The organism is Bacteroides sp. AM32-11AC, assembly GCF_003603515.1.
Taxonomy (GTDB): domain Bacteria; phylum Bacteroidota; class Bacteroidia; order Bacteroidales; family Bacteroidaceae; genus Bacteroides; species Bacteroides uniformis.
This window is the reverse complement of the sequence record NZ_QTNH01000012.1, coordinates 16772-40866: the sequence shown is the minus strand read 5'-3', so window position 1 is coordinate 40866 and position 24095 is coordinate 16772. Positions and strand designations below refer to the sequence as shown.

At 47.7% G+C, this 24095-nt stretch carries 21 protein-coding genes; 8 read left to right on the top strand and 13 right to left on the bottom strand.

What is annotated here, in order from left to right:
* Nucleotides 1-251: 251 nt before the first annotated feature.
* Nucleotides 252-1103: a patatin family protein gene (locus DW800_RS13935; RefSeq protein ID WP_008663962.1), complete on the bottom strand. Its 852-nt coding sequence runs from the start codon at nucleotides 1101-1103 to the stop codon at nucleotides 252-254.
* Nucleotides 1104-1198: 95 nt separating this feature from the next.
* On the opposite strand from DW800_RS13935, the gene DW800_RS13930 reads away from it, so the two are divergent.
* Nucleotides 1199-2398: an aminopeptidase C gene (locus DW800_RS13930; RefSeq protein ID WP_034525503.1), complete on the top strand. Its 1200-nt coding sequence runs from the start codon at nucleotides 1199-1201 to the stop codon at nucleotides 2396-2398.
* Between the two features lie 44 nt (nucleotides 2399-2442).
* Here the strand turns inward: DW800_RS13930 and DW800_RS13925 are convergent, their stop codons facing one another.
* Nucleotides 2443-4203: a 1-deoxy-D-xylulose-5-phosphate synthase gene (locus tag DW800_RS13925; protein WP_005826266.1), complete on the bottom strand. Its 1761-nt coding sequence runs from the start codon at nucleotides 4201-4203 to the stop codon at nucleotides 2443-2445.
* Between the two features lie 336 nt (nucleotides 4204-4539).
* On the opposite strand from DW800_RS13925, the gene DW800_RS13920 reads away from it, so the two are divergent.
* Genes DW800_RS13920 through DW800_RS13905 form a run of 4 tightly spaced genes read left to right on the top strand, consistent with a single transcriptional unit; the run spans nucleotide 4540 to nucleotide 9010 of the window.
* A complete protein-coding gene (locus DW800_RS13920; RefSeq protein ID WP_005826262.1) occupies nucleotides 4540-5433 on the top strand; it encodes an electron transfer flavoprotein subunit beta/FixA family protein in 894 nt (297 codons plus the stop codon).
* A 4-nt stretch (nucleotides 5434-5437) separates the two neighbouring features.
* Entirely contained in the window at nucleotides 5438-6457 is a 1020-nt protein-coding gene (locus tag DW800_RS13915; RefSeq protein WP_005826260.1) for an electron transfer flavoprotein subunit alpha/FixB family protein, read from the top strand.
* 14 nt (nucleotides 6458-6471) lie between these two features.
* Complete coding sequence (locus DW800_RS13910; protein ID WP_005826257.1) at nucleotides 6472-7293, top strand: energy transducer TonB; 822 nt, start codon at nucleotides 6472-6474, stop codon at nucleotides 7291-7293.
* A 10-nt stretch (nucleotides 7294-7303) separates the two neighbouring features.
* A complete protein-coding gene (locus tag DW800_RS13905; RefSeq protein ID WP_117703670.1) occupies nucleotides 7304-9010 on the top strand; it encodes an acyl-CoA dehydrogenase family protein in 1707 nt (568 codons plus the stop codon).
* A 137-nt stretch (nucleotides 9011-9147) separates the two neighbouring features.
* Here the strand turns inward: DW800_RS13905 and DW800_RS13900 are convergent, their stop codons facing one another.
* Nucleotides 9148-9441, bottom strand: a complete 294-nt coding sequence (locus DW800_RS13900; protein ID WP_009036538.1) for a chaperone modulator CbpM — start codon at nucleotides 9439-9441, stop codon at nucleotides 9148-9150.
* A gap of 17 nt (nucleotides 9442-9458) precedes the next feature.
* Nucleotides 9459-10427, bottom strand: a complete 969-nt coding sequence (locus tag DW800_RS13895) for a DnaJ C-terminal domain-containing protein (RefSeq protein ID WP_005826253.1) — start codon at nucleotides 10425-10427, stop codon at nucleotides 9459-9461.
* 308 nt (nucleotides 10428-10735) lie between these two features.
* On the opposite strand from DW800_RS13895, the gene DW800_RS13890 reads away from it, so the two are divergent.
* Entirely contained in the window at nucleotides 10736-13246 is a 2511-nt protein-coding gene (locus DW800_RS13890; protein ID WP_119958146.1) for a glycoside hydrolase family 9 protein, read from the top strand.
* Nucleotides 13247-13417: 171 nt separating this feature from the next.
* On the opposite strand, the gene DW800_RS13885 is transcribed toward DW800_RS13890, so the two are convergent.
* From DW800_RS13885 to DW800_RS13870, 4 genes are all read right to left on the bottom strand, one after another.
* Complete coding sequence (locus tag DW800_RS13885; RefSeq protein ID WP_034525502.1) at nucleotides 13418-14437, bottom strand: threonine aldolase family protein; 1020 nt, start codon at nucleotides 14435-14437, stop codon at nucleotides 13418-13420.
* A 155-nt stretch (nucleotides 14438-14592) separates the two neighbouring features.
* The gene (locus tag DW800_RS13880; RefSeq protein WP_005826242.1) at nucleotides 14593-14811 is read right to left on the bottom strand and encodes a winged helix-turn-helix domain-containing protein; all 219 of its coding nucleotides are present in this window, start codon (nucleotides 14809-14811) and stop codon (nucleotides 14593-14595) included.
* A gap of 254 nt (nucleotides 14812-15065) precedes the next feature.
* Nucleotides 15066-16703, bottom strand: a complete 1638-nt coding sequence (gene groL / locus DW800_RS13875; protein WP_005826239.1) for a chaperonin GroEL — start codon at nucleotides 16701-16703, stop codon at nucleotides 15066-15068.
* A 37-nt stretch (nucleotides 16704-16740) separates the two neighbouring features.
* Nucleotides 16741-17013 (bottom strand): co-chaperone GroES, encoded by a 273-nt coding sequence (locus tag DW800_RS13870; protein WP_004290132.1) that lies wholly within the window; start codon nucleotides 17011-17013, stop codon nucleotides 16741-16743.
* Nucleotides 17014-17196: 183 nt separating this feature from the next.
* Here DW800_RS13870 and DW800_RS13865 point away from each other — a divergent pair, with 183 nt between their 5' ends.
* Nucleotides 17197-18051: a bile acid:sodium symporter family protein gene (locus DW800_RS13865; RefSeq protein WP_005826236.1), complete on the top strand. Its 855-nt coding sequence runs from the start codon at nucleotides 17197-17199 to the stop codon at nucleotides 18049-18051.
* Here DW800_RS13865 and DW800_RS13860 read toward each other — a convergent pair.
* The 3 genes from DW800_RS13860 to hisS form a co-directional block, all read right to left on the bottom strand.
* On the bottom strand, nucleotides 18021-18782 hold the full coding sequence (locus DW800_RS13860) for an EFR1 family ferrodoxin (RefSeq protein ID WP_005826233.1): 762 nt from the start codon (nucleotides 18780-18782) through the stop codon (nucleotides 18021-18023). The genes DW800_RS13865 and DW800_RS13860 overlap by 31 nt on opposite strands.
* A 48-nt stretch (nucleotides 18783-18830) precedes the next feature.
* Entirely contained in the window at nucleotides 18831-18989 is a 159-nt protein-coding gene (locus DW800_RS19670; protein ID WP_008663974.1) for a hypothetical protein, read from the bottom strand.
* A 146-nt stretch (nucleotides 18990-19135) separates the two neighbouring features.
* Nucleotides 19136-20497 carry a histidine--tRNA ligase gene (hisS, locus tag DW800_RS13850; protein WP_005826229.1) on the bottom strand — a complete coding sequence of 454 codons (1362 nt, stop codon included), beginning with the start codon at nucleotides 20495-20497 and terminating at the stop codon, nucleotides 19136-19138.
* Nucleotides 20498-20629: 132 nt separating this feature from the next.
* Between hisS and DW800_RS13845 the strand changes: the two genes are divergently transcribed.
* Nucleotides 20630-21793 carry a TPR end-of-group domain-containing protein gene (locus DW800_RS13845; RefSeq protein WP_034525490.1) on the top strand — a complete coding sequence of 388 codons (1164 nt, stop codon included), beginning with the start codon at nucleotides 20630-20632 and terminating at the stop codon, nucleotides 21791-21793.
* 105 nt (nucleotides 21794-21898) lie between these two features.
* On the opposite strand, the gene DW800_RS13840 is transcribed toward DW800_RS13845, so the two are convergent.
* Together DW800_RS13840 and DW800_RS13835 are read right to left on the bottom strand one after the other, a co-directional pair.
* Entirely contained in the window at nucleotides 21899-22594 is a 696-nt protein-coding gene (locus DW800_RS13840) for a zinc metallopeptidase (protein ID WP_005826222.1), read from the bottom strand.
* Between the two features lie 141 nt (nucleotides 22595-22735).
* Nucleotides 22736-24040 carry an alpha-L-fucosidase gene (locus DW800_RS13835; protein ID WP_005826218.1) on the bottom strand — a complete coding sequence of 435 codons (1305 nt, stop codon included), beginning with the start codon at nucleotides 24038-24040 and terminating at the stop codon, nucleotides 22736-22738.
* Nucleotides 24041-24095: the final 55 nt, after the last annotated feature.

Here is a 24095-nt window from a genome sequence, read left to right as displayed (position 1 = left end):
AATTTAAAGTTAATAATAAACCAATTCTGCAATTGAGTTTTGTGTCAGCAAAATTAAGCGAAACCAGGATTTGCACCTATAACAAATGTTACGAAAGGTGGTATTTTTGATACATCCCCTTTCTAAAGGTATTCTACGCGTGTTTTTTGCTAAATAAACTTTAGCTTTAGCAGCAAATTAATAGAAAAGAATGAAAACAATATGGGAGCAGATGCTAATTGCACCAGCTCTCATAGTATACTCTCTCAGAATCAAAAACGAAAAGCAAACTGTTCCGCACACCGGTATCCTTCTTCATAAAGCTCCGTCAGCTTCTTGATGTCACGCTCGATGCGGTCTACCACTACCGGCTTTTGTGGACGGATCACAACGATTTCCCCGGCGGCTTCCATCCGTTCCACCTGCTCCAACTGTTGATTATAGACAATGCTGCGGCGGTTGATGGCTTCACGCAATAGCGGATATTTCTTATATATAAAAGGTGGAACCTTCGTTCCCTGAATTTCCTTACGGTACCCATGATTGCGCGTCAACACCACCACATTATTGGTAAATCCATCCTGACGGGCACGCATCAAAGGGATACTGTCCACAATACCTCCATCCAGCATCGGGATGTTGTCCACGTAGGTAATGGGACAGACAAACGGCAGACTGCTCGAAGCACGCACAATATCAATGACGCGCTCTTTACTCCGCTTCTCCTCAAAATAGTTCGCTTCGCCCGTCTCGCAGTTGGTAGTTACCATCACATAGCGTTCGGGACAATGAAAGTATGCCTCGTAGTCGTAGGGAAGTATGTGTTCCGGAAACTCCTGGAACAACAAGTCGAAATCCATGATATTCCGCTTCTTCAACAGATACTTCAATCCGATGTAATTGTATTTTTCCAGCAAGTCGATATTGCTGTACTTGGCACGCCCGCGCTGACCGGACATATAAGAAAGTCCGTTGCAGGCTCCGGCACTGACGCCGATGGTATAGGGAAAGCGAATGCCACGATCCATAAAGCTGTCGAGCACACCGCAAGTGAAGACGCCGCGCATACCGCCGCCCTCCAAAACAAGACCGCTATGGTCGTCGATACGTATTATTTTCTCCATAAGTGTCAGAATTAACGCTCCAAAGATAGCTTTTGTTTACGATATTCTATCTATATTTGCAGTTGCAACTATAAATCTATAACATTTTAATTATGATGAAGAAATCAATACTGATGGCTGCATTGGGTTTATTAAGTTTAAACACAATAGCACAAGACACTCCGAAAGAGGAAGGTTTCATTTTTACAACCGTAAAAGAAAATCCTATCACTTCTGTTAAGAACCAAAACCGTGCCGGTACATGCTGGTGCTATTCCGGACTGGCATTCATCGAATCCGAACTGCTCCGCATGGGCAAAGGCGAATACGACTTTTCTGAAATGTTTATCGTACACAACACCTATCTGGACCGTGCCGACAAGGCAGTGCGTACACATGGTGACGTTTCGTTCTCACAAGGCGGTTCGTTCTACGATGTAATTTATGGTATGAAAACTTTCGGTCTGGTGCCCGAAGAGGAAATGCGTCCGGGCGTTATGTATGGCGACACGCTGAGCAACCACACCGAATTGACAGCCGTATCTGATGCCGTAGTGGCAGCCATTGCCAAGGGAAGACACCGTAGCCTGCAAGCAGACAAGGAAAATAACCCGCTTTGGAAGAAGGCCATCACTGCCATCCACGACATCTATCTGGGCGAACGTCCCGAGAAGTTCACCTACAAAGGCAAGGAATATACTCCGAAGTCTTTCTATGAATCTACCGGACTGAATGCAGATGACTATATCTCACTGACTTCCTATACCCACCATCCCTTCTACCAGCCGTTCGTCCTGGAAATACAAGACAACTGGCGTTGGGCTTCTTCCTACAACTTGCCTATCGACGAGTTGATGGAAGTGTTTGACAACGCTATCAATAAGGGTTACACCATTGCATGGGGTAGTGACGTAAGCGAACAAGGCTTCACACGCGACGGTATAGCCGTAATGCCCGATGCAGAAAAGGTGCAAGAACTGAGCGGTTCGGACATGGCACACTGGCTGAAAATGAAACCCGAAGAAAAGAAACTGAACAGCAAGCCTCAACCGCAGAAGTGGTGCACACAAGAAGAGCGCCAGCTGGCATACGACAACTGGGAAACTACTGACGACCACGGTATGCTGATTTACGGTATAGCCAAAGACCAGGAAGGCAACGAATACTATATGGTAAAGAACTCTTGGGGTGAAGCCGGAAAGTACAAAGGACTGTGGTATGCTTCCAAAGCTTTCGTGCGCTATAAAACAATGAACATCATTGTGCACAAGGATGCACTGCCTAAGGATATTGCCAAGAAACTGGGTATTAAATAAATAAAAGAAGGAGATGCAGTTTGATGCATCTCCTTTTTCAATTCTTACCAAATCCTACAGATATCTTCCACAATCTGCGGAACCGTCAACCGGTTCTTCTTCAACTGCTCCTCCACATCGTAACGGTCGATAAACTCTTTCTTCACACCATAGTTCAGTACCTTCATATCCGACGGACCGTAATAACGGGCAATCTTCTCGCCAAAGCCACCGTCCAGCACTCCGTCCTCAAGAGTAATGACCAGTGTATGGTCGCGCTTCAGGTCATCGAGCAAAGCCTCGTCCACACCCGTGATGTAGCGAGGATTGACAAGCGTGGCATCCACTCCTTTCTCTTCCTTCAACCGGGCAGCCACGGCTTCGCCCAACTGATAGAAAGAGCCCAGTCCCAATATGGCGACCTTCTCTCCACGATGGGACACCTCATAACGGTTCAGCGTCTTGCCGTAATCCTTCTCCGGTTCTACATTCCTGCGGACAACCCCATTGGCCGGCACGCGAATGGCAACCGGATGTTCCGTTTGACGGATGCCCCACTCCAGCATTGCCATATACTCCTCACGACAAGTAGGTGCCAGATAAACCATATTCGGAATATTACCGATGACCGGAATATCAAAAAGACAAAGATGGGTAACATCATTCATACTCGATAAGCTTCCCCAGAAGACAAGAATCAGTGCAGGATTATTGTTGATGCAAAGATCCTGGGACAACTGGTCGTAGGCGCGCTGGATAAAGGTGCTGTAGACCCCGAATACCGGTTTTCCACCTCCGGCAGCAATGGCAGAAGCCATGGCAACAGCCTGCTCTTCGGCAATGCCCATATCGATGAACTGCCGCCCTGCCTCCTTGCGGCGCTCCGGTGTAAAGCCAAATACCGTAGGTGTACCTGCGGTGATGCCCACCACAGTCGGGTCTTTCTTCATCTCCTGCAACAAATAACCGGCGGTAAGGTCGGCATAGTCTTCACCCTCTCCAGACTCACCGGTCAGATTGCCGGTTTCAAGGTCGAACGGAACACTGTAATGGAAACGTTCTTTTTGCTCTTCTGCCAATTTGTATCCCTTACCTTTCAAGGTATTGATATGTACCACAACCGGATGCTTCTTGTCCTTCACTTCACGGAAAGCCTCTATCAATTGCTCCACGTCATTGCCATCCTTCACATAGAGATAATCATATCCCATTGCCTTAAAATAGTTGCAGGGAGCCTGCCCCTCCGTTTCGCGTAACTGTTGCAGATTGCGGTATAGCCCGCCATGATTCTCGGCAATGGACATCTGGTTATCGTTGACAATGACGATGAAGTTCGTGCCCAGTTCGGCACCTACATTCAATCCTTCGAAGGCTTCACCTCCACTCAACGAGCCATCGCCGATGACGGCAATCACATTACCCGCCTCCCCCTTCAGGTCACGCGCCTTGGCAAGTCCGCTTGCCAGACTGACGGAGGTAGAGGTATGCCCAATGACGAAGAAGTCGTGCTCGCTTTCCGACGGTTCGGAATATCCGGAGACTTCGTCATACTCGTCCGCATTCATAAACGCTGCCCGGCGGCCTGTCAATATCTTATGGGTATAACTTTGGTGAGACACGTCATAGACTATCTTGTCCGTTGGTGAATCGAACACGTAATGCAGGGCTATGGTGGCTTCTACCATTCCCAGGTTGGGACCTACGTGTCCTCCGTGGGAGCTTAACTTGTTTAACAACACCTGGCGGATTTCTCCACCCAATCCGTTCATTTCGCTGACTGATAACTTTTTCACGTCAGCAGGGGAATTTACTTTTTCAATATACATATTCTATAATAACATTTAAGTAGCAATGCTTGTTTATCCGATGCTGCCCGTTATGCAGACCTCATCCAGACGCTGCAAAAGTACAGAGGAAACGGGAACGGAAAGGTAGATAAATTACCGGTTTTATTACCTTTTTTACAGATATAGAGCCAACTGATATTTGCGCAAAATCCCTCAACTTGTGCATTTTTCACCCCATTTTCTTGTCAAACCCAACTCTTTCCGTAAATTTGCAGGCTAATAATGAGTTAACCGGCCAATTTCAGTAGCAGGATTCTACTACTCCTATTCCCGGTACTGACATACAAAGAAATACTAATACTAATAATTAATAGCATGAGTTTGAAAATTGTTGTATTGGCAAAACAAGTTCCCGACACGCGCAACGTTGGGAAAGATGCCATGAAAGCCGACGGAACCATCAACCGCGCGGCACTCCCTGCCATCTTCAACCCCGAGGACCTGAACGCTCTTGAACAGGCTCTCCGACTGAAAGATGAACATCCGGGCTCCACCGTTACCATCCTGACCATGGGACCGGGACGTGCAGCCGAAGTTATTCGTGAAGGACTTTACCGTGGTGCCGACAACGGCTATCTGCTGACCGACCGCGCCTTTGCAGGTGCCGATACGCTTGCCACTTCGTATGCCCTTGCCACAGCCATCAAGAAGATAGGCGACTATGACGTCATCATTGGCGGACGCCAGGCCATCGACGGTGATACCGCCCAAGTAGGCCCGCAGGTTGCCGAAAAGCTGGGGCTGACGCAAGTGACCTACGCAGAAGAGATTCTGAACGTGGATAAAGCCGCCAAGAAGATTACCGTGAAACGTCATATTGACGGTGGTGTGGAAACCGTTGAGGCTCCCCTGCCCATAGTCATCACCGTAAACGGAAGTGCCGCTCCCTGCCGCCCGCGCAATGCCAAACTGGTGCAGAAGTACAAACGCGCCCTCGGTGCCCAGGAAAAAGCTGCCATCACCAAGGAAGGCGCTGAGCTTGCCTACGCCGGCCTCTACGAGAAATATCCCTATCTGAACATCACGGAATGGAGTGTTGCCGACGTGAACGGCGACCTTGCACAATGCGGTCTGAGCGGTTCGCCTACCAAGGTGAAGACCATTCAGAACATCTCATTCCAGGCCAAAGAAAGCAAAACGCTGACGGGCAGCGACAAGGATGTGGAAGATTTGATTGTTGAACTGTTAGCTAACCATACGATAGGATAAGATTATGAATAATGTATTTGTATATTTAGAGATAGAAGGCACAACAGTTGCCGACGTCAGTCTCGAACTCTTGACCAAAGGTCGTAAATTAGCCAATCAGTTGGGCTGTCAACTGGAGGCAGTTGCTGCCGGCAACAATCTGGCAGGCATTGAAAAACAAGTATTGCCCTTCGGAGTAGACAAACTCCACGTATTCGACGCTCCGGGCTTGTTCCCCTATACTTCCCTTCCCCACTCCTCTGTCCTCATCAATTTGTTCAAAGAAGAAAAGCCGCAAATCTGCCTGATGGGCGCCACCGTTATCGGTCGCGACCTCGGCCCGCGCGTTTCTTCCGCTTTGACCAGCGGACTGACTGCCGACTGTACCTCACTGGAAATCGGCAACCACGAAGACAAGAAGGAAGGCAAGGTTTACGAGAACCTGCTGTATCAAATCCGTCCCGCATTCGGCGGTAACATCGTTGCCACGATTGTGAATCCCGAGCACCGTCCGCAGATGGCAACCGTTCGCGAAGGCGTGATGAAGAAAGAGATACTGGACGCTGACTATAAGGGCGAAGTCATCAACCACGACGTTGCCAAGTACGTGCCCGAGACGGATTATGTGGTAAAAGTCATCGACCGCCACGTAGAAAAGGCAAAACACAACCTGAAAGGCGCTCCCATCGTGATTGCCGGCGGCTACGGCATGGGAAGCAAGGAAGGTTTTGACATGTTGTTCGAGCTTGCCAAAGAACTCCATGCAGAGGTAGGCGCCAGCCGTGCTGCCGTCGATGCCGGTTATGCCGACCATGACCGCCAGATTGGCCAGACCGGTGTCACTGTCCGCCCCAAACTGTATATTGCTTGCGGCATCAGCGGACAAATCCAGCACATTGCCGGTATGCAGGAAAGTGGTATTATCATCTCCATCAACAATGACGAGAACGCTCCCATCAATACGATTGCCGACTATGTCATCAACGGTACGGTGGAAGAGGTTATCCCGAAGATGATAAAATATTATAAATCACACAGTAAATAACAATAAAGGTAATCATGAAAGGGCTGATTCTTATATTTGTTCTTCTTTCAGGTATATCTTCCGCTATCGCTCAAGAAAAGCTCTGGTTGGACAAGAATTACCAATGGACGGACGACTCCATCCAGGCAGTCAAGTATGCTCTTGTTTCCAAGATAAACAAGAAATGCATCAAGGTGGAAGAGTATGCTTTGGAAGGACAAAAGAAGGATGTCTGGCATTTCTCCGAATACAAAAGCAATCCCCGCAAAAGGATAAGGGAAGGCCTGCATACATCATTCTATGCAAATGGCAAGGACAGCCTGACAGAAGTATATAGAGACAACCGCCTGGAGGGGCAGACCATGGTGTATTATCCCGACGGTGCCATACATCTGGCCCGGAGCTACAGCGATGGTAAACTTGACGGAACACTCCTGCAGTACTATCCCGACGGGAAACTCCGTAGAGAGGAACACTATTCAGAGAATCAGTGTACCGGTGGAAAGATGTTCGACGAGTACGGAACTGAAATGGAACATCAGCCGTATTTCGTGTTTCCATCCTTCCCCGGCGGAATAGAGAACCTTATGAAACTGGTGGCCAATGTTACCAAATATCCGGAAGACGCCTGGAAACAAAAGGCGGAAGGAAGGGTAATCCTGCGATTCGTTGTAGACGAAGAAGGCAAGATGACCCATCCCAAAATTCTCCAGTCCGTGCGCTATGACATCGACAAAGAAGCCATACGCGCTTTCGAGGCCATTGCCGACGTCTACCGCTGGTCGCCCGGCTATCAGGACGGAGAGGCCAAGCGAGTGAAATTCACCATACCCCTATACTTCAGAATACCTAAATAACCAAGAAATTATGGCAAATTTTTATACCGAAGTTCCCGAATTGAAGTATCATCTGAACAACTCGATGATGGAACGTATCTGCGAACTGAAAGAACGCGGTTACCAAGACAAAGACAAGTATGACTATGCCCCGCAGGACTATGCGGATGCTATGGACTCTTTTGACAAGGTACTTGAAATCACCGGAGAGATTACCGGAGAGATTATCGCTCCCAATGCCGAGGGCGTGGACGAAGAAGGTCCCCACTGTGCCAACGGCCGTGTGGAATATGCCAGCGGCACCAAGCAGAACCTCGACGCCATGGTAAAAGCCGGATTGAACGGTATGACCATGCCGCGCCGTTTCGGTGGCTTGAACTTCCCGATTACTCCGTACACCATGTGTGCGGAAATCGTTGCCGCCGCCGATGCCGGTTTCGGTAACATCTGGTCACTGCAAGACTGTATCGAAACGCTCTACGAATTCGGTAACGAAGACCAGCACAGCCGTTTTATACCGCGTGTCTGCGCCGGAGAGACCATGTCTATGGACCTGACAGAACCGGATGCCGGTTCCGACTTGCAGAGCGTAATGCTGAAAGCGACCTATGACGAGGCCAACAACTGCTGGCGCCTGAACGGCGTGAAGCGTTTTATTACTAACGGTGACGCCAATCTCCACCTCGTACTGGCACGTTCAGAAGAGGGTACCAAAGACGGACGTGGCTTGTCCATGTTCATCTACGATAAGAATGAAGGCGGTGTAGACGTGCGCCGCATTGAGAACAAGCTGGGTATCCACGGCTCTCCCACCTGCGAGCTGGTTTACAAGAATGCAAAGGCAGAACTTTGCGGCGACCGCAAGCTTGGTTTGATTAAATACGTTATGGCTTTGATGAACGGTGCCCGTCTGGGTATTGCCGCACAGTCGGTAGGCCTTTCACAAGCTACCTACAACGAAGGTCTGGCTTATGCCAAAGACCGCAAGCAGTTCGGCAAGGCTATCATCGAATTCCCGGCTGTATATGACATGCTGGCTATTATGAAAGCCAAGTTGGATGCAGGACGCTCCTTGCTGTACCAGACTTCCCGCTACGTTGACATCTACAAAGCGCTGGACGACATTGCTCGCGAACGCAAACTGACTCCGGAAGAACGCCAGGAACAAAAGAAGTATGCCAAACTTGCCGACGCCTTCACTCCGCTGGCAAAAGGTATGAACTCTGAATATGCCAATCAGAATGCTTACGACAGCATCCAGATTCACGGCGGTTCGGGCTTCATGCTGGAGTATGCTTGCCAACGTATCTATCGTGATGCACGTATCACTTCTATCTACGAAGGTACTACTCAGTTGCAGACCGTAGCTGCTATCCGCTATGTAACAAACGGCTCATACTCTGCCACCTTGCGCGACTACGAGCAAGTGCCGTGCAGCGAAGAAATGCAACCGTTGATGGACCGCATCAAAGAGATGACCAACAAGTTCGAAGCCTGCACCAATGCGGTGAAAGAGGCACAGAATCAGGAATTGCTGGACTTCGTGGCACGTCGCCTCTATGAGATGGCTGCGGTATGTATCATGTCGCACCTCATCATTCAGGACGCGACAAAGGCTCCCGAACTGTTCGGCAAGTCGGCTCTGGTGTATGTGAACTACGCAGAAGCTGAAGTGGAAAAACACTTTAACTTCATCCGTAAGTTCAAGGCAGAAGAGCTGGAAAGCTACCGCAAATAAACGCATTGCTTGGACAAGGCAAATATAGCGGGCACCGGAGTTTAGCTACTCCGGTGCCCGCTTGTTTTTTCTGAAATACTTCCTCCTGCTTGCCCCTTCTTAAAAGGACAAAAGTTCTCAAAGAGACGAAAGGAAAATTAATACTCTCCGTGCAGCCTCAGCCTGCCGCGCAGCGAGTGTATCTCCCGCTGCATCTCTTCCATCCTTGCCAGCAGATGGTGGATGGCATCAATCCCTTCCATATTGATGGAAAGGTCGTAGTACATACGGCTGTACCGTTCCACATCCGGCAACTCGGAGAAAGGCAGATAACGCTCTCCACCTTCCTGCTCCACATCTATCAGTCCACTTTCGCACAGCATATCAATAAAAGTGGGCTCTATATGACACTTGTCACAATATTCGCTGATGACAATCCATTCGTTCTGCATAATCCGTTCTCCTTTCATTAGTTCATACTCTGAATTTTACGGAACATCTCTTTCTGCTGTTCCGTCAGGTTTGTCGGCAACTTCACGGAATAAGTCACGATGAGATCGCCAAACTGTCCCTCCTTCTTATATACGGGGAAGCCCTTACCCTTCAGACGTACCTTAGTCCCGTTCTGAGTTTCGGGTTTCACCTTCAGCTTCACCTGACCATCCAAAGTATCCACCAACTGGTCGCCACCCAGCAGGGCTGTATAAAGGTCGACGGTCACATCCACATACAAATCATCTCCCAAACGCTTGAATACCGAGTCGTCCGGAATCACAAACGTGATGTATAAGTCACCTGCAGGACCTCCGTTGATGCCCTCGCCACCATAGCCTTTCAGTTTGATGACCTGTCCGTTGGCCACACCGGCCGGAATGGTAATACGCACTTGCTTGCCATTCACCGTCAATATCTGTTTATGGGTCTTCGCAGCCTCACGAAGCGAGAGGTTCAAATCCGCATGATAATCCTGCCCGCGGAAACCGGCATTGGCACCGCCTCCTCCGCGCGTACGATGACCGAACATCTGTTCGAAGAAGTCTGAGAAACCACCGGCATTACTGCCCGAAAATTCCTGGCCGTCGGAAGAATACCAATACGTACCGCCTCCGTCCGTACCAAATCCCGCACCGGAACCTCCAAAACCGGCACCGCCAAATCCTCCGAAGCCCCCGGCTTGCTGCTGTGCCCGCTTCTGCGCTTCAAACTCGTCGGCATGTTTCCAGTGTTCACCATATTCATCATATTTCTTTCTTTTTTCAGGATCACTCAGCACCTCATTCGCCTCGTTGATAGCCTGAAACTTATCCTTGGCCGTAGCATCGTTCGGATTCAAGTCAGGATGGTACTTGCGCGCCAGCTTGCGGAACGCTCTCTTGATGTCATCCTGAGATGCCTTTTTGTCCACTCCAAGGACCTGATAGTAATCAATATAAGCCATAGTCTATTAGTTTTATTGTCTAAATACCATAAAACAAATAACACGCCAATTTGTTTTACGCATTATTAAAATAGGTAAACGAAAATTAAAAAGCATCATCAAGCATAATAATTACGTGATAAACAAACATTTAGTTTCAACCAAACACTTATTTCACGTCTATAAAATACCAAAATAGTGTAAACGACACCTAATATCGTCTAATTATTCATCCTAAATCTTCCTAAAATTGACAGAAAATGCTTTATTTGTAATAAGGAAAATTTGTTTTATATATAATCCCCAACCTTAGATTAAAAACCCCCATTATGAAAAGTAATTATTGGCTCCTAACGGTAATATTCGCTCTCGTAGCCCTGCCGGGCAAAGCAGGCGAATGGATCAGAATCAACCAACTCGGCTATTTGCCGCAATCCGTCAAAGTCGCTGTATTCATGAGCGAGGAAGGAACAAACGTAGAAAATTATTCATTGATTGACGCTTTCACCGGAAAGGTGGTGCGTACCTTCAACACAACCAAGGCCACCGGCAAGATGGGAGGCATAAAGAGTACCTACCGGTTGAACTTCAGTGATTTCACAGAACCGGGCACGTATTATCTGAAAGCAGGCAAAGCGGTCTCCCCCCGTTTCCCCATCAATGCACAAGTCTACAACGGTACCGCAGACTACCTGCTGCACTACATGCGGCAGCAACGCTGCGGCTATAATCCGTTCCTGAAAGACAGCTGCCACGTGCACGACGGCTACATCGTCTATCATCCCACCAAAACCGGACAACATATAGACGTCCGCGGAGGCTGGCACGATGCTACGGACTATCTGCAATACACCACCACCTCCGCCAATGCCATCTACCAGATGATGTTTGCCTATCAGGAAAATCCGGAATCATTCGGTGACGCCTATGATGCAGCCGGACATCCGGGAGCCAACGGCATTCCCGACATCGTGGACGAAATCAAGTGGGGACTGGACTGGCTGAACCGGATGAATCCTGCTCCAGGCGAGCTGTACAACCAGATAGCCGACGACCGTGACCATGCCGGAATGCGCCTACCTAACAAAGACCTGGTGGATTACGGCTACGGACCGGGTAAAGGACGCCCCGTTTACTTTTGCAGTGGCGAACCGCAAGTACGTGGAGAGTTCAAGAATGCAACGACCGGAGTGGCAAGCACTGCCGGCAAGTTTGCCTCCTGCTTCGCTTTAGGCGCCAAGATACTGAAAGACTACTATCCTGAATTTGCAGCAGAAATCGAAGCCAAGGCCGATGCCGCCTATCAGGAAGGCGTAAAGAAACCGGGAGCATGCCAGACAGCCTCTGTCTTGTCTCCCTACATTTACGAAGAGGACAACTGGGTGGACGATATGGAACTGGGAGCCATGGAACTGTACAAAGCCACCGGCGACAACAAATACCTGGCCCAAGCCCTTGAATACGGACGTCGCGAACCGGTGACTCCTTGGATGGGCGCCGACAGTGCACGCCACTACCAATGGTATCCGTTCATGAACATGGGGCACTACCATCTTGCCAAAGTGGACAACAGCCGCATCAGCAAGGAATTCATCCGCAACATGCGTACGGGCATTGAACGCACGTACGAGAAAGCGGTAGAAAGCCCCTTCCTGCACGGTATACCCTACATCTGGTGTTCCAACAATCTGACTACCGCCATGCTGACCCAATGCCGGCTGTACCGTGAAACCACCGGCGATGACACATACGCCGAAATGGAAGCCTCCCTGCGCGACTGGCTGTTCGGCTGTAACCCTTGGGGAACCAGCATGATTGTGGAACTTCCCCTTTACGGAGACTATCCCTCGCAACCCCACTCCTCACTGCTGAATGCAGGCGTGGGCAATACTACCGGCGGACTGGTGGACGGTCCTGTCTATCGTACCATCTTCGAAAGCCTGCGCGGTGTCAATATGACGGGAATTCCCGGAACTCCCGGACAAGACTACGAACGCTTCCAGCCAGACCTGATGGTATATCACGACGCCATCCACGACTATTCCACCAATGAGCCTACCATGGACGGAACCGCCTGCCTCACGTACTACCTCTCTGCCATGCAGAAGGATGGAATGAAGCAAGCCGGTATCCCAAATGACAAGAATGTATATGTGGACGGAGGCATTATCCGCACCGATCCCTCAAAAAAGCAAATCACCCTCGTATTCACTGCCGCCGACAAAGCAGACGGTGCCGATGCCATCATCAGCACCTTGAAGAAGCATGGCATCAAAGGTGGCTTCTTCTTTACCGGAGAGTTCTATGAACTCTATCCCGATGTAGTGAAACGCCTGCTCGACGAAGGGCATTTTGTAGGCAGCCACAGTTACGGACATCTGTTGTACATGCCTTGGGAAGACCGTGATTCTCTGCTGGTCACCCGCGAAGAGTTTGAGAACGATATGATGAAAAGCTACGAGACCCTCCGCAAGGCAGGTATCGAATACAAGGACGCTCCCGTCTATATTCCCCCTTACGAATACTATAACAAGGAAATATCCGCCTGGGCAAAGAATATGGGTATTCAAGTCATCAACTATACCCCTGGTACCATGAGCAATGCCGACTACACCACTCCGGACATGGGACAGAAGTACCGGAGCAGCAAATTCATCTACGACAAGATTATGGAGGTGGAAAAGAAAGAAGGTCTGAACGGACACCTAATGCTGATGCACTTCGGAACGGACGACCGCCGCACAGACAAGTTCTATAATGGCTATCTGGACAAGATGATTAAGACACTGAAACGAAAAGGCTACACTTTTGTACCGGTCCGCGAGGCTGTCGGTATATAAGCATACTCTAACAAAGATTTATTGAAAAGGTTAGTTAAAAAGGTTATCGTGCAAAGGTATTTAAGGTAAATATTCAATCGGTTTGTTTTCAGTAAACCTTCCCCTACCCCCAAGAGGGGAAAGTTTCGAAGTAAGCTCCCAGCCTGTGAAGGTTAGGAGCTTTTATATATTTCAGAGAAGCCTTTTTACCGATTGCAGCAATTGCTCGATATCTTCTTCCGTAGTATCAAAAGAGGTTACAAAACGGATTTCGTGGATGGCCTCATCCCAGAAGTAGAAGAAATAGTCCTTCAACAGCTCGTCAATCACCGGACGGGGCATCGTAAGGAAAAGTTGGTTACTTTCCACCTTCTGCGTAAAATGCACACCTGGCAATTCCTTCAATCCGTCGTAAAGAATCTTTGCCATACGATTGGCATGCGCGGCATTTTTCAACCAAAGGCTGTCCGTCAGGTAGGCAGTGAACTGGCAGGACAGATAGCGGAGCTTGGATGCGAGCTGTGCCGACTGCTTGCGCACAAAATAAGCTTCCTTCTTCAAAGCTGGGTTAAAGACAACCACGCTTTCTCCCAACATCAGTCCATTTTTCGTACCACCGAAGCTGAGGATATCTATCCCGCAATCCACTGTCAGTTCCCTAAAGCCAAGATTCAAGGCTGCACAAGCATTTGCCAGACGGGCTCCGTCCATATGGACATACATGCCATGCCGATGGGCCAAATCCGTCAAAGCCCGCAACTCGTCCGGCTTATAGACAGTGCCCAGCTCCGAACATTGCGAAATATAGATGGCTCCGGGCTGCGAATGATGCTGTTCGCCGAAATGGCACAAATAAGGACGGACTAAATCGGGCGTCAGCTTGCCGTCAGGGGTAGCTATAGGACGAATCTGACAACCTGTCATACGGGCAGGCGCACCGCACTCATCGACATAGATATGTGCAGTCTCTGCACAAATAATGGAATTATAAGGGCGGGTACACAGCTGCAAAACCACCGCATTACTGCCCGTACCGTTGAATACGAACAACGGTTCGCAATCCGGCGTAAACGCTTCCCTTATTTTACGGACAGCCTCCTCTGTCCAAGGATCATCCCCATAACCAATAGCATGGTCACGGTTGGCCCGGTTCAGCGCCTCCATTACCAACGGATGTACGCCTGAATTATTGTCTGAAGCAAAACTTCTCATAGTCTTTCTGTTTTTGTTCATTGAAAAGAATGTGCAAAGAAAAGAATATTCTGCAACATGAAGAAACCAAGGAGCACAGATTTCATCCCCCGGTGGAAAATGCTTCCGCACTGAGAAATCTGTGCTCCTCAATCAATCCATTCAATCGGTTTCCTTTATCCGATATAAACATTTACCCCTAGTGAAACATAAAGTTCATCTTCTTCCTGATGAATTTCAATCTTGTCCTCACGGGCAAGCCACCCCAATGCGGCTCCCAACTCCTTGTCCTTCAGTCCGGACTTCCTCTTTAAAGAACCGTAGCTCCATCTGGTATAATCGCTAAGCAACTGCCAAACTTTCCCAGCATTTAGTCCAATTTCGCTTTTGTTCATTTTCTCTTCAATTAAAAAGGTTAATAGTTCTTGTTGATTAGGTTATCTTTACGAAGGGTAAAGATATGATTTTTTATTTTGCTAACAACAAAAACGAACAAAAGACATGAAAACTAATCATTTTTGTAACACTTTTGTAATATTACACGCTTTTTATTAATAATCAAGAAGGTAAATAGAACAAAAAAACCGCAGTATCTATCAAAAAGACACTGCGGTTCTCCTATTTGATTAAGCAATCAGGGAAAACGATCTTACATCATTCCGCCCATGCCTCCCATTCCGGGAGCACCCATCGGCATCTCAGGCTTATCTTCTTTCTTCTCTACGATTACACATTCTGTAGTCAGGAACATACCGGCAATAGAAGCGGCATTTTCAAGAGCCACACGAGTAACCTTGGCAGGATCTACCACACCGGCTGCATGCAGGTTCTCATAAACATCGGTACGGGCATTGTAACCGAAGTCTGCCTTGCCTTCGCGTACTTTCTGTACAACAACAGCACCTTCTTTACCAGCGTTGGCAACAATCTGGCGCAACGGTTCTTCAATAGCACGTTTGATGATGTCAATACCGGTTGTTTCATCTACATTGTCACCCTTAAAGCCTTCCAGAGCATCCAATGCACGGATATAGGCTACACCACCACCTGGAACAATACCTTCTTCGATAGCGGCACGGGTAGCACGAAGCGCATCGTCTACACGGTCTTTCTTTTCCTTCATTTCAACCTCAGAAGCAGCACCTACATAAAGAACAGCTACACCGCCAGACAACTTGGCCAAACGTTCCTGCAGTTTTTCCTTGTCATAATCAGATTTCGTAGATACAATCTGAGCCTTGATTTGCTCGCAACGTTCCTTGATGTTTTCTTTATCACCGGCACCGTTTACAATAGTTGTATTATCCTTGGAAACAGTTACCTTGTCGGCAGTACCCAACATTTCGATAGTAGCTTGTTCCAGCTTCAGACCTTTTTCCTCGCTGATGACAACACCACCGGTCAGCACTGCAATATCTTCCAACATTTCCTTGCGACGGTCACCGAAGCCCGGAGCCTTCACTGCACAAATCTTCAACTGAGAACGCAGACGGTTTACAACCAAAGTTGTCAGCGCTTCGCTATCCACATCTTCTGCAATAACCAGCAAAGGACGACCGGTCTGTACTGCCGGTTCGAGGATAGGCAGGAAATCTTTCAGGTTGGAAATCTTCTTATCATAAATCAGGATGTACGGTTTTTCCATTTCGCACTCCATCTTCTCCGTATTGGTAACGAAGTAAGCAGAGAGGTAACCACGGTCGAACTGCATACCTTCAACCACACCGATAGTAGTATCAGTACCCTTTGCCTCTTCGATAGTGATAACACCGTCTTTGGAAACTTTGCGCATAGCGTCTGCAATCAGCTTGCCGATAACGGGGTCGTTATTGGCAGAAACGGAAGCAACTTGCTCAATCTTGTCATAATTGTCACCCACTGTTTCCGCCTGGCCTTTGATAGAATCAACCACTTTGGCAACAGCCTTGTCGATACCGCGTTTGATATCCATCGGGCTAGCACCGGCAGTCACGTTCTTCAGACCTTCGGCTACGATAGCCTGAGCCAAAACAGTAGCAGTTGTAGTACCGTCACCTGCATCGTCGCCGGTCTTGGAAGCAACTTCCTTTACCAGCTGTGCGCCAGTATTCTGATATGCGTCTGCCAACTCTACTTCTTTAGCTACCGTTACACCATCTTTCGTGATGTGGGGAGCACCGAATTTCTTTTCGATGATAACGTTACGACCTTTAGGGCCGAGGGTTACTTTTACTGCATTTGCCAGTGTGTCGATACCTTTCTTCAATTGGTCGCGGGCATCGATATTGAATAATATTTCTTTTGCCATAACTATATTTACATTTTAACGATTTACAATTTACAAATTAACCTAAAACAGCGAGCACATCGCTTTGACGCATGATGAGGTACTTGGTTCCTTCAACTTCCAGTTCAGTACCGGCATACTTGCCATACAGCACTGTGTCACCAACCTTCAACACCATTTCTTCGTCTTTTGTTCCGTTGCCTACTGCAATAACTTCACCTTTCAAAGGTTTCTCTTTCGCTGTATCAGGAATAATGATACCGCCAATTGTCTTTTCTTCTGCAGGTGCAGGGAGTATCAGCACTCTGTCTGCTAATGGTTTAATGTTCATAATCTTTTTGTTTTATATGTTATACATTTGTTATAATGGTAATTTTGCTTTAAACAAGCGATAAACAACTTACGAAAACCGTGCCAAACGAACAAGCTGATTGTTTGGCAGACAAAGGCTGACAAAATGGCAAAGTATACAACAATATTTGCTATCTTTGCAGCCTCAAAAATGATTTGACTTATGAACGCAATATGGATAGTCCTCCCCATTCTTACCTTATTGATGTTTGAACTGGGACTGACATTACAAACCGAAGACTTTAAACTGTTCCGCAAACGCCCCCGCCCCATTATTGCCGGGCTGGCAGGCCAAATCATCCTACTGCCGATGCTGGCATTTGCTTTAGGACATGTCTTCCAGCTCGAACCTCTGTTCTTTATCGGCATCATACTCATAGCCTGCTCGCCAGGCGGCAGCTCATCCAACATCTTCTCCATGATAGCCAAAGGAGACGTAGCATTGTCCGTGTCACTGACGGCATGTAGCAGCATTATTACGCTGTTCACTATCCCCGTGATTATGGAATTCGCCACACACTTTGTAGACAGCAATCTGGACATAGATATCCATCTCCCCGTAGGCAGCCTTATCATGCAGAACCTGGTTCTGATGTTTCTTCCCATTGTAGCCGGCATATTCACGAAGCGCTACCGTCCGCAAATGGCAGAAAGGATTCATAAGATATTGTCCAAGACAGCCTTTCCCGCACTTATCCTGCTGGCAACCATCTTCTTCATACAGCACCATGCTACCATCACCGGCCAATTCGGCAAACTGGGCCTCTGCATCTCCATTCTTATCCTGCTGGCTATGGGAGGCGGCGTAGTGCTATCGAAGTCCATGCGCCTCAACCGGAAAGAACAACGTACACTCATTATAGAAATCGGTATGCAGAATGCCGCACAAGCAATTGCTGTTGCCAGTAGTCCGTTTGTATTCAACAATGACATTATTGCAATACCTGCCATTATCTACGCACTGGTAATGAATGTTATTCTGCTGATTTATGTGGGAGTGGTGAAGCGGCAAAGATAATCTTCCAACCGGTATCTCCCCTTCTTCTGTGTCGCTTTTCCATACTGTATCACTTTCCGGGGGCAAAAATGCAAACAAGCCATACAATGAATGCACTGCTTTCCCCACACCGGATGCCCATCCACCAACCGGATATTACCTACCGGACAAGATTTGCCGCATATTCCGCAAGAGATACAGCCTTCATCTACATGGAAACTCCTTGTACCAATGACAAAACGGACAAACAAAGGATTCACGACATACGTTTTCAGCCAGGCAGCACTGCCCTCATGCACATTCCAGACCCTCTTCCGTGCAATGACATCTTCGGCAATCGAAGCGACAGCATGCCGTGCGTTCTCTATCTTCTTACGGCAAAGCGCCCCATCGTCCAAATTGAACATCGGTACGTAGGTATTGGGCATTGCAACAGACCAGGCAGCATCCAACGGAAAATGTTCCGCCAGGCGGTTCATTCCCTTTCCCATATCGTCCCCGCATGTACACACGGCATAACGGTAACAGCAGTCCGGCAACCGGAGCTGCGACAAAAAATCAATCAAGACACGGGGTGCATACCATGAGTGTACCGGAAAAACAATACCCAGTCTGTCAGCTGTCGACAGCCCTGCGGGTATCGAGCCTTGCTTAAGGCAATCAACAATGCTGACGGCAGTATCATGCATAGCCTCTGCAAGCAATTCTGCAATCCAGCGTGAGTTTCCGGTTGCGGTAAAATAAAGTATCATCGGCAATATGTTTTGCCGACAAAGGTAGTGATTTGACTTGAATTCCTTCTATTCCAGCAGCTCTTCTATGGAATAATTTTCCCAGAACGCTTTTGTAGAATGTACCAATGAACTGCCCATATAGAGCAGGAACAATGCCGCTATGACAATCATCAGGAAACTGACGAGGGCATTGTGTTTTTCTTGCTTAAGCTCAACAGAAACCATAAGAACCTCCTTTTTTGTCAGTACAAAGATAAATGCAGGATGTTTCATTTTTCCTACGCCACTATTACAAATACCTATATTTGTGCCATAAATATACAAAAAAAGGAGCAATTTTGTGCTCCTTTTTAAATGTATTTCAGTTTTTATTATTTCAGTTCGCTAACCAGCTCTTGGGGAGTGACCATTTTCTGCTCTCCGGTCTCCATGTTTTTCAATGTCACCTTACCTTCATTCATTTCATTCTCACCCACCAGGGCCACAAACGGGATGGCTTTGGAGTTCGCATACCCCATCTGTTTCTTCATCTTGCTTGCATCGGGGAAAATCTCGGCACGGATGCCTGCCGCACGCACTTCAGTCAATACATTCATTGAGAATGCGGCCTCTTTCTCACCAAAGTTGATAAACAGTAACTGAGTACCGTTCACCGCTTCTTTCGGATAAAGGTCAAGCTGGTTCAGCACATCAAAGATACGGTCTGCACCGAACGAGATACCGACACCACTGACACCGGACATACCGAATACACCCGTCAAGTTGTCATAGCGTCCTCCACCAGTAATACTGCCGATTTGCACATCCAGCGCCTTTACTTCGAAGATGGCACCGGTATAGTAATTCAAGCCACGGGCCAATGTCAAATCCAGCTCGATTTCGTTCTTCAAGCCAAGGTTCTTTAAGGTGGAAAGGATAAATTCACTTTCCTCCACGCCCTTCAGTCCGGTCTCGCTGACAGCAAGAACTTCCTTCAGAGTCGCAAGTTTCTCTTCATTACTTCCGCTCAACAAAATGATAGGTTGCAGTTTGGCGATAGCCTCGTCACTGATGCCTTTCTCTTTCAACTCGGCATTGACATTGTCCAGACCTATCTTATCCAACTTATCAATGGCCACAGTAATATCAACAATCTTGTCAGACTCACCGATGATTTCGGCAATGCCACTCAATACCTTACGGTTGTTAATCTTGATACAAACACGGATGCCGAAGCGGGTAAATACCGTATCGACAATTTGCATCAGCTCCACCTCATTCAGCAAGGAATCACTGCCTACCACATCGGCATCGCACTGATAGAACTCACGATAGCGTCCTTTTTGCGGACGGTCGGCGCGCCACACGGGCTGTATCTGATAACGTTTGAAAGGAAAAGTTATTTCATCGCGGTGCATCACCACGTAGCGGGCAAAAGGTACTGTGAGGTCATAGCGCAAACCTTTCTCGCAAAACTTGCAGGCAAGTCTCGGAGCATTACGGCTCAACAGTTCTTCATCTGTCAGTCCGGAAAAGTAATCACCGGAGTTCTGTATCTTGAACAAAAGCTTGTCGCCTTCCTCACCATACTTCCCCATCAAGGTAGAAAGCATTTCCATCGAGGGCGTTTCTATCTGCTGAAAACCATAGAGATGATACACCTCACGAATCGTATTGAATATATAGTTACGCTTCGCCATTTCTACGGGCGAGAAGTCACGGGTTCCTTTCGGAATACTTGGTTTTGCTGCCATAATCAGTTCAATTATTTTAAAAATCGGACGACAAAGTTACAGTATTTTATTGATTAAGAAAAGAGAATGTTTACCTTTGTATCATTACCGTCGCATAAAAACGACCAAAACAAACTTCAAACTTACACATTTATGAAAGAGAGACTGATTTTATTCTGCATGTTGTTGCTATGCGGCATCGGTGTTAGCCGGGCACAATCCGGCAACGCCAAAGACTTCGACCAAAAAGAAGAAGCCATCGTACAAAAGCTGCAACAAGCCGTCAATGAGAAAAACTATAAAGAAGCCGAAAAGAACGGTAAGGCTTTGATAACTCTGTTCAAAGAACAAGACGAGAACACTCAGAAAAAGTACAGCTGGCTCATACAGTCCTATTACTACAATTTAGCCTGCTTCCAATCCTTGTTAAAGAAAAAAGGTGAAGCCATCAAAAATTTAGAACTGGCCTACGACAATGGATTTCAAGATTACAACCACATGATGAATGATACCGACTTAGACAACCTGCGCAGCGATAAACGGTTCAAGGCAGTGCTTGCCAAAGTGAAGAAAGTGGGTGACTACCTCGACATACTTCAAAAAACACCGGGATACACCCACAATGAGCGCCCTGATACACTCCCCCGCTTCGAACACATCAATCCCAACAACAAGTATTTAGTAGAGGTACGCCAATACTTCAAGTTAGACAGTGTGGCAGGCGCAGGCGACGAATTATCGAAAATAAAGAACATACTTACTTATATACACAATACCATAAAACATGACGGAAACCATGAAAGTCCGGCAGGCAGCAACATCATAAAATGGGCAGAAGCTTGCAAAGGCGGTGCGCGAGGTCTGCATTGCGGAGGTCTTGCCCATGTACTGAAGGATTGTTATCTGTCCATGGGATTTAAGGCACGCCACATCAGCGGATTACCCAAAAAATACATTGGTGAATGCCATTCCATTAACGTAGTTTATTCCAATACCTTGGATAAATGGATATGGGTAGACCCCACCAACAATGCCTGGGTGATGGATGAAAACGGCATCATGCTAAGCGTGCAAGAAGTGCGCGAACGTCTGCGAGACGGTCGTCCGGTAATCCTAAATGAAGAAGCCAACTGGAATAACCAGCAGAAGATTACCAAAGAATATTATTTAGACAGCTATATGGCCAAGAATCTCTATAGCATAAAAGCAGACGATGTACTGCTTTGCCCCTCAGACCCTAATGCAGAAAACTTCTTCCAAGCCAAGTACGTGGTCAATGACGATGCCTGGTTCTGGCAGTCGCCCTATCAAGAATAAAAAAACAGATGATGCATCCGGCAGAGACACATCATCTATTTAATGTAAACAGACCATCTGTTTCGGGTGAACAGATGGTCTGTTTTTTATGTCTGCATCATGTGTTTAATCTCTGCGTCCCATGAATATCATGATATAATAAATCAGGGTAGCAAGCGAACCGAGAGCAGCCACTACATACGTATAGGCAGCCGAGCGGAGTGCATCTTCCGCTTGCGCATGATTATATGAATTCGTAATGCCGGAATTGCTAAGCCATACCAGCGCACGCTTACTTGCATTGATTTCCACCGGCAAGGTGATGAAGCTGAATAAAGTTGTCAATGCAAACAGTATAATGCCCGCCAGCAACAGTTGCGGAAAGGAGTTCAGCATCAAGATACCTGCCAGCAGCAACCACGTCATCCACTGTGAGGCAAAAGAGACTACCGGCACCAGTTTGCTGCGCATTGTCAACGGAGCGTATGCGCGTGCATGCTGCACGGCGTGACCACATTCGTGGGCTGCAACGGCAGCAGCCATGATGCTGTTACTGCTATAAACACTCTCACTCAGGTTTACTGTCTTATTGGCAGGATTATAATGGTCGGTCAGATGTCCGGGAGTATGCGTCACGGTCACATCGTAGATGCCATTGTCGTGCAGCATCTTCAAAGCAACGTCCGCTCCCGTCATTCCGTTGCCGGTAGGGATTTTAGAGTACTTCTTGAACTTGTTCTGAAGATTCATCTGTACCAGCCAACTGACGACGGCAATACCGATAAAAATAATCCATTGCATTCCTATCATTCCTGTTCCCATAATTTTCTTTCTTTAAATTGTGAATAAATCAGTCGTTTCTTATTGTATAACAAATAGTCTGCCAAAAATAAAAGGAAACGGTGAGCAATGCCAGCGTTTCCTTTATCTTTTAGGAAGAATTAAAGATTTCTGATTTATAATTTATTTTTCAATCTCCACCTCTATCACTTTATCAATATCCGTCGGAACCTCCGGCAAGTAGAGCATCACCCCTCCTTCACACTTACGGAACTTCACTGGAAGACGGTCGGCATACCCCACTGCCTTCCTCACTTTCTTGCCTTCCAACGGCAGGAAGAGAGCCTTATCCTGCAATTCGAGAATATGCACGTATAATTTATTTTCTCTTTGTGTAGTGACTCCCCAAGGATGCGGAGCAATGCAGCCGCCACGGGTTCCGTAGATGGTTTCACCGTATACCTTCATCCATTCCCCTACTTCTGCCAGACGCTCCAATGCAACAGCAGGCAGCTCACCGTCCGGCTGAGGACCGATATTCATCAGCAGATTGGCATCTTTACCCGCAGCCTTCACCAGGTAATGTATCAGCGTTTTGGTAGATTTATAATCCTGGTCCGTAATCTTATATCCCCACATTCCATTCATCGTCTCACAGGTTTCAAGGGGCAAGGCGCTGATATCCTGCCCGGAAAGGCCGGCACGGTTCTCTCCCGGCAGGTCGCGCTCGAATATCTGGATGTCCTCGCCGGCAAACGGTGCTTGATGATGGTTGTTCCCAACCAAGCAAGCCGGTTGCAGGCGGTGTATCATGGCATATTGCCCGGGCAGTTGCCAGTCAAAATCCGGATTCTGGTCCTGGTCCCACCAGCCATCAAACCAAATGGCACCTATTTTTCCATAATTGGTGAGCAACTCGGTCAGCTGGTTGTTCATGAATTTATAGTAGCTGTTCCAGTCGCCCTTCGGATTCGGTCGTCCCGTTCCACGTCCGGTGCGTCCCCACGGAGCATCTTCGCGATACCAGTCGATGTGCGAATAGTAGAGATGCAGACGAATACCTTGCTTGTGGCACTCGTCTGCCAATTCTTTCAGAATATCCCGCTTAAAAGGGGTAGCATCCACAATATTGTAATCGGAAAAGCGTGTGTGGAACATAGAAAAGCCATCGTGATGCCGGGATGTAAAGCAGATATACTTTGCCCCGGACGCCTTAATGGCTGACACCCATCTGGCAGCATCGAATTTGGCAGGATAGAAACCTCCCGCCAGTTTGGCATACTCCTTATAATTAAGGTTCTTGTTCGTCATGGTCCATTCTCCGGTAGCCAGCATACTGTATATCCCCCAATGCAGGAAGATACCGAAGCGATTGTCCCGAAACTCCTGACGGGATTTCAGGTTCTCCTCCGTCGGCTGGTAAGTCTGCGACTGTGCGGAGCACACAAGAAGAAACAACAGTAAAAAAGACAAAAGACGTGTTTTCATGGCAATAAATAAAAAAGGCACGGATTATCCGGACACCCACGGTTCTTCAGATGAA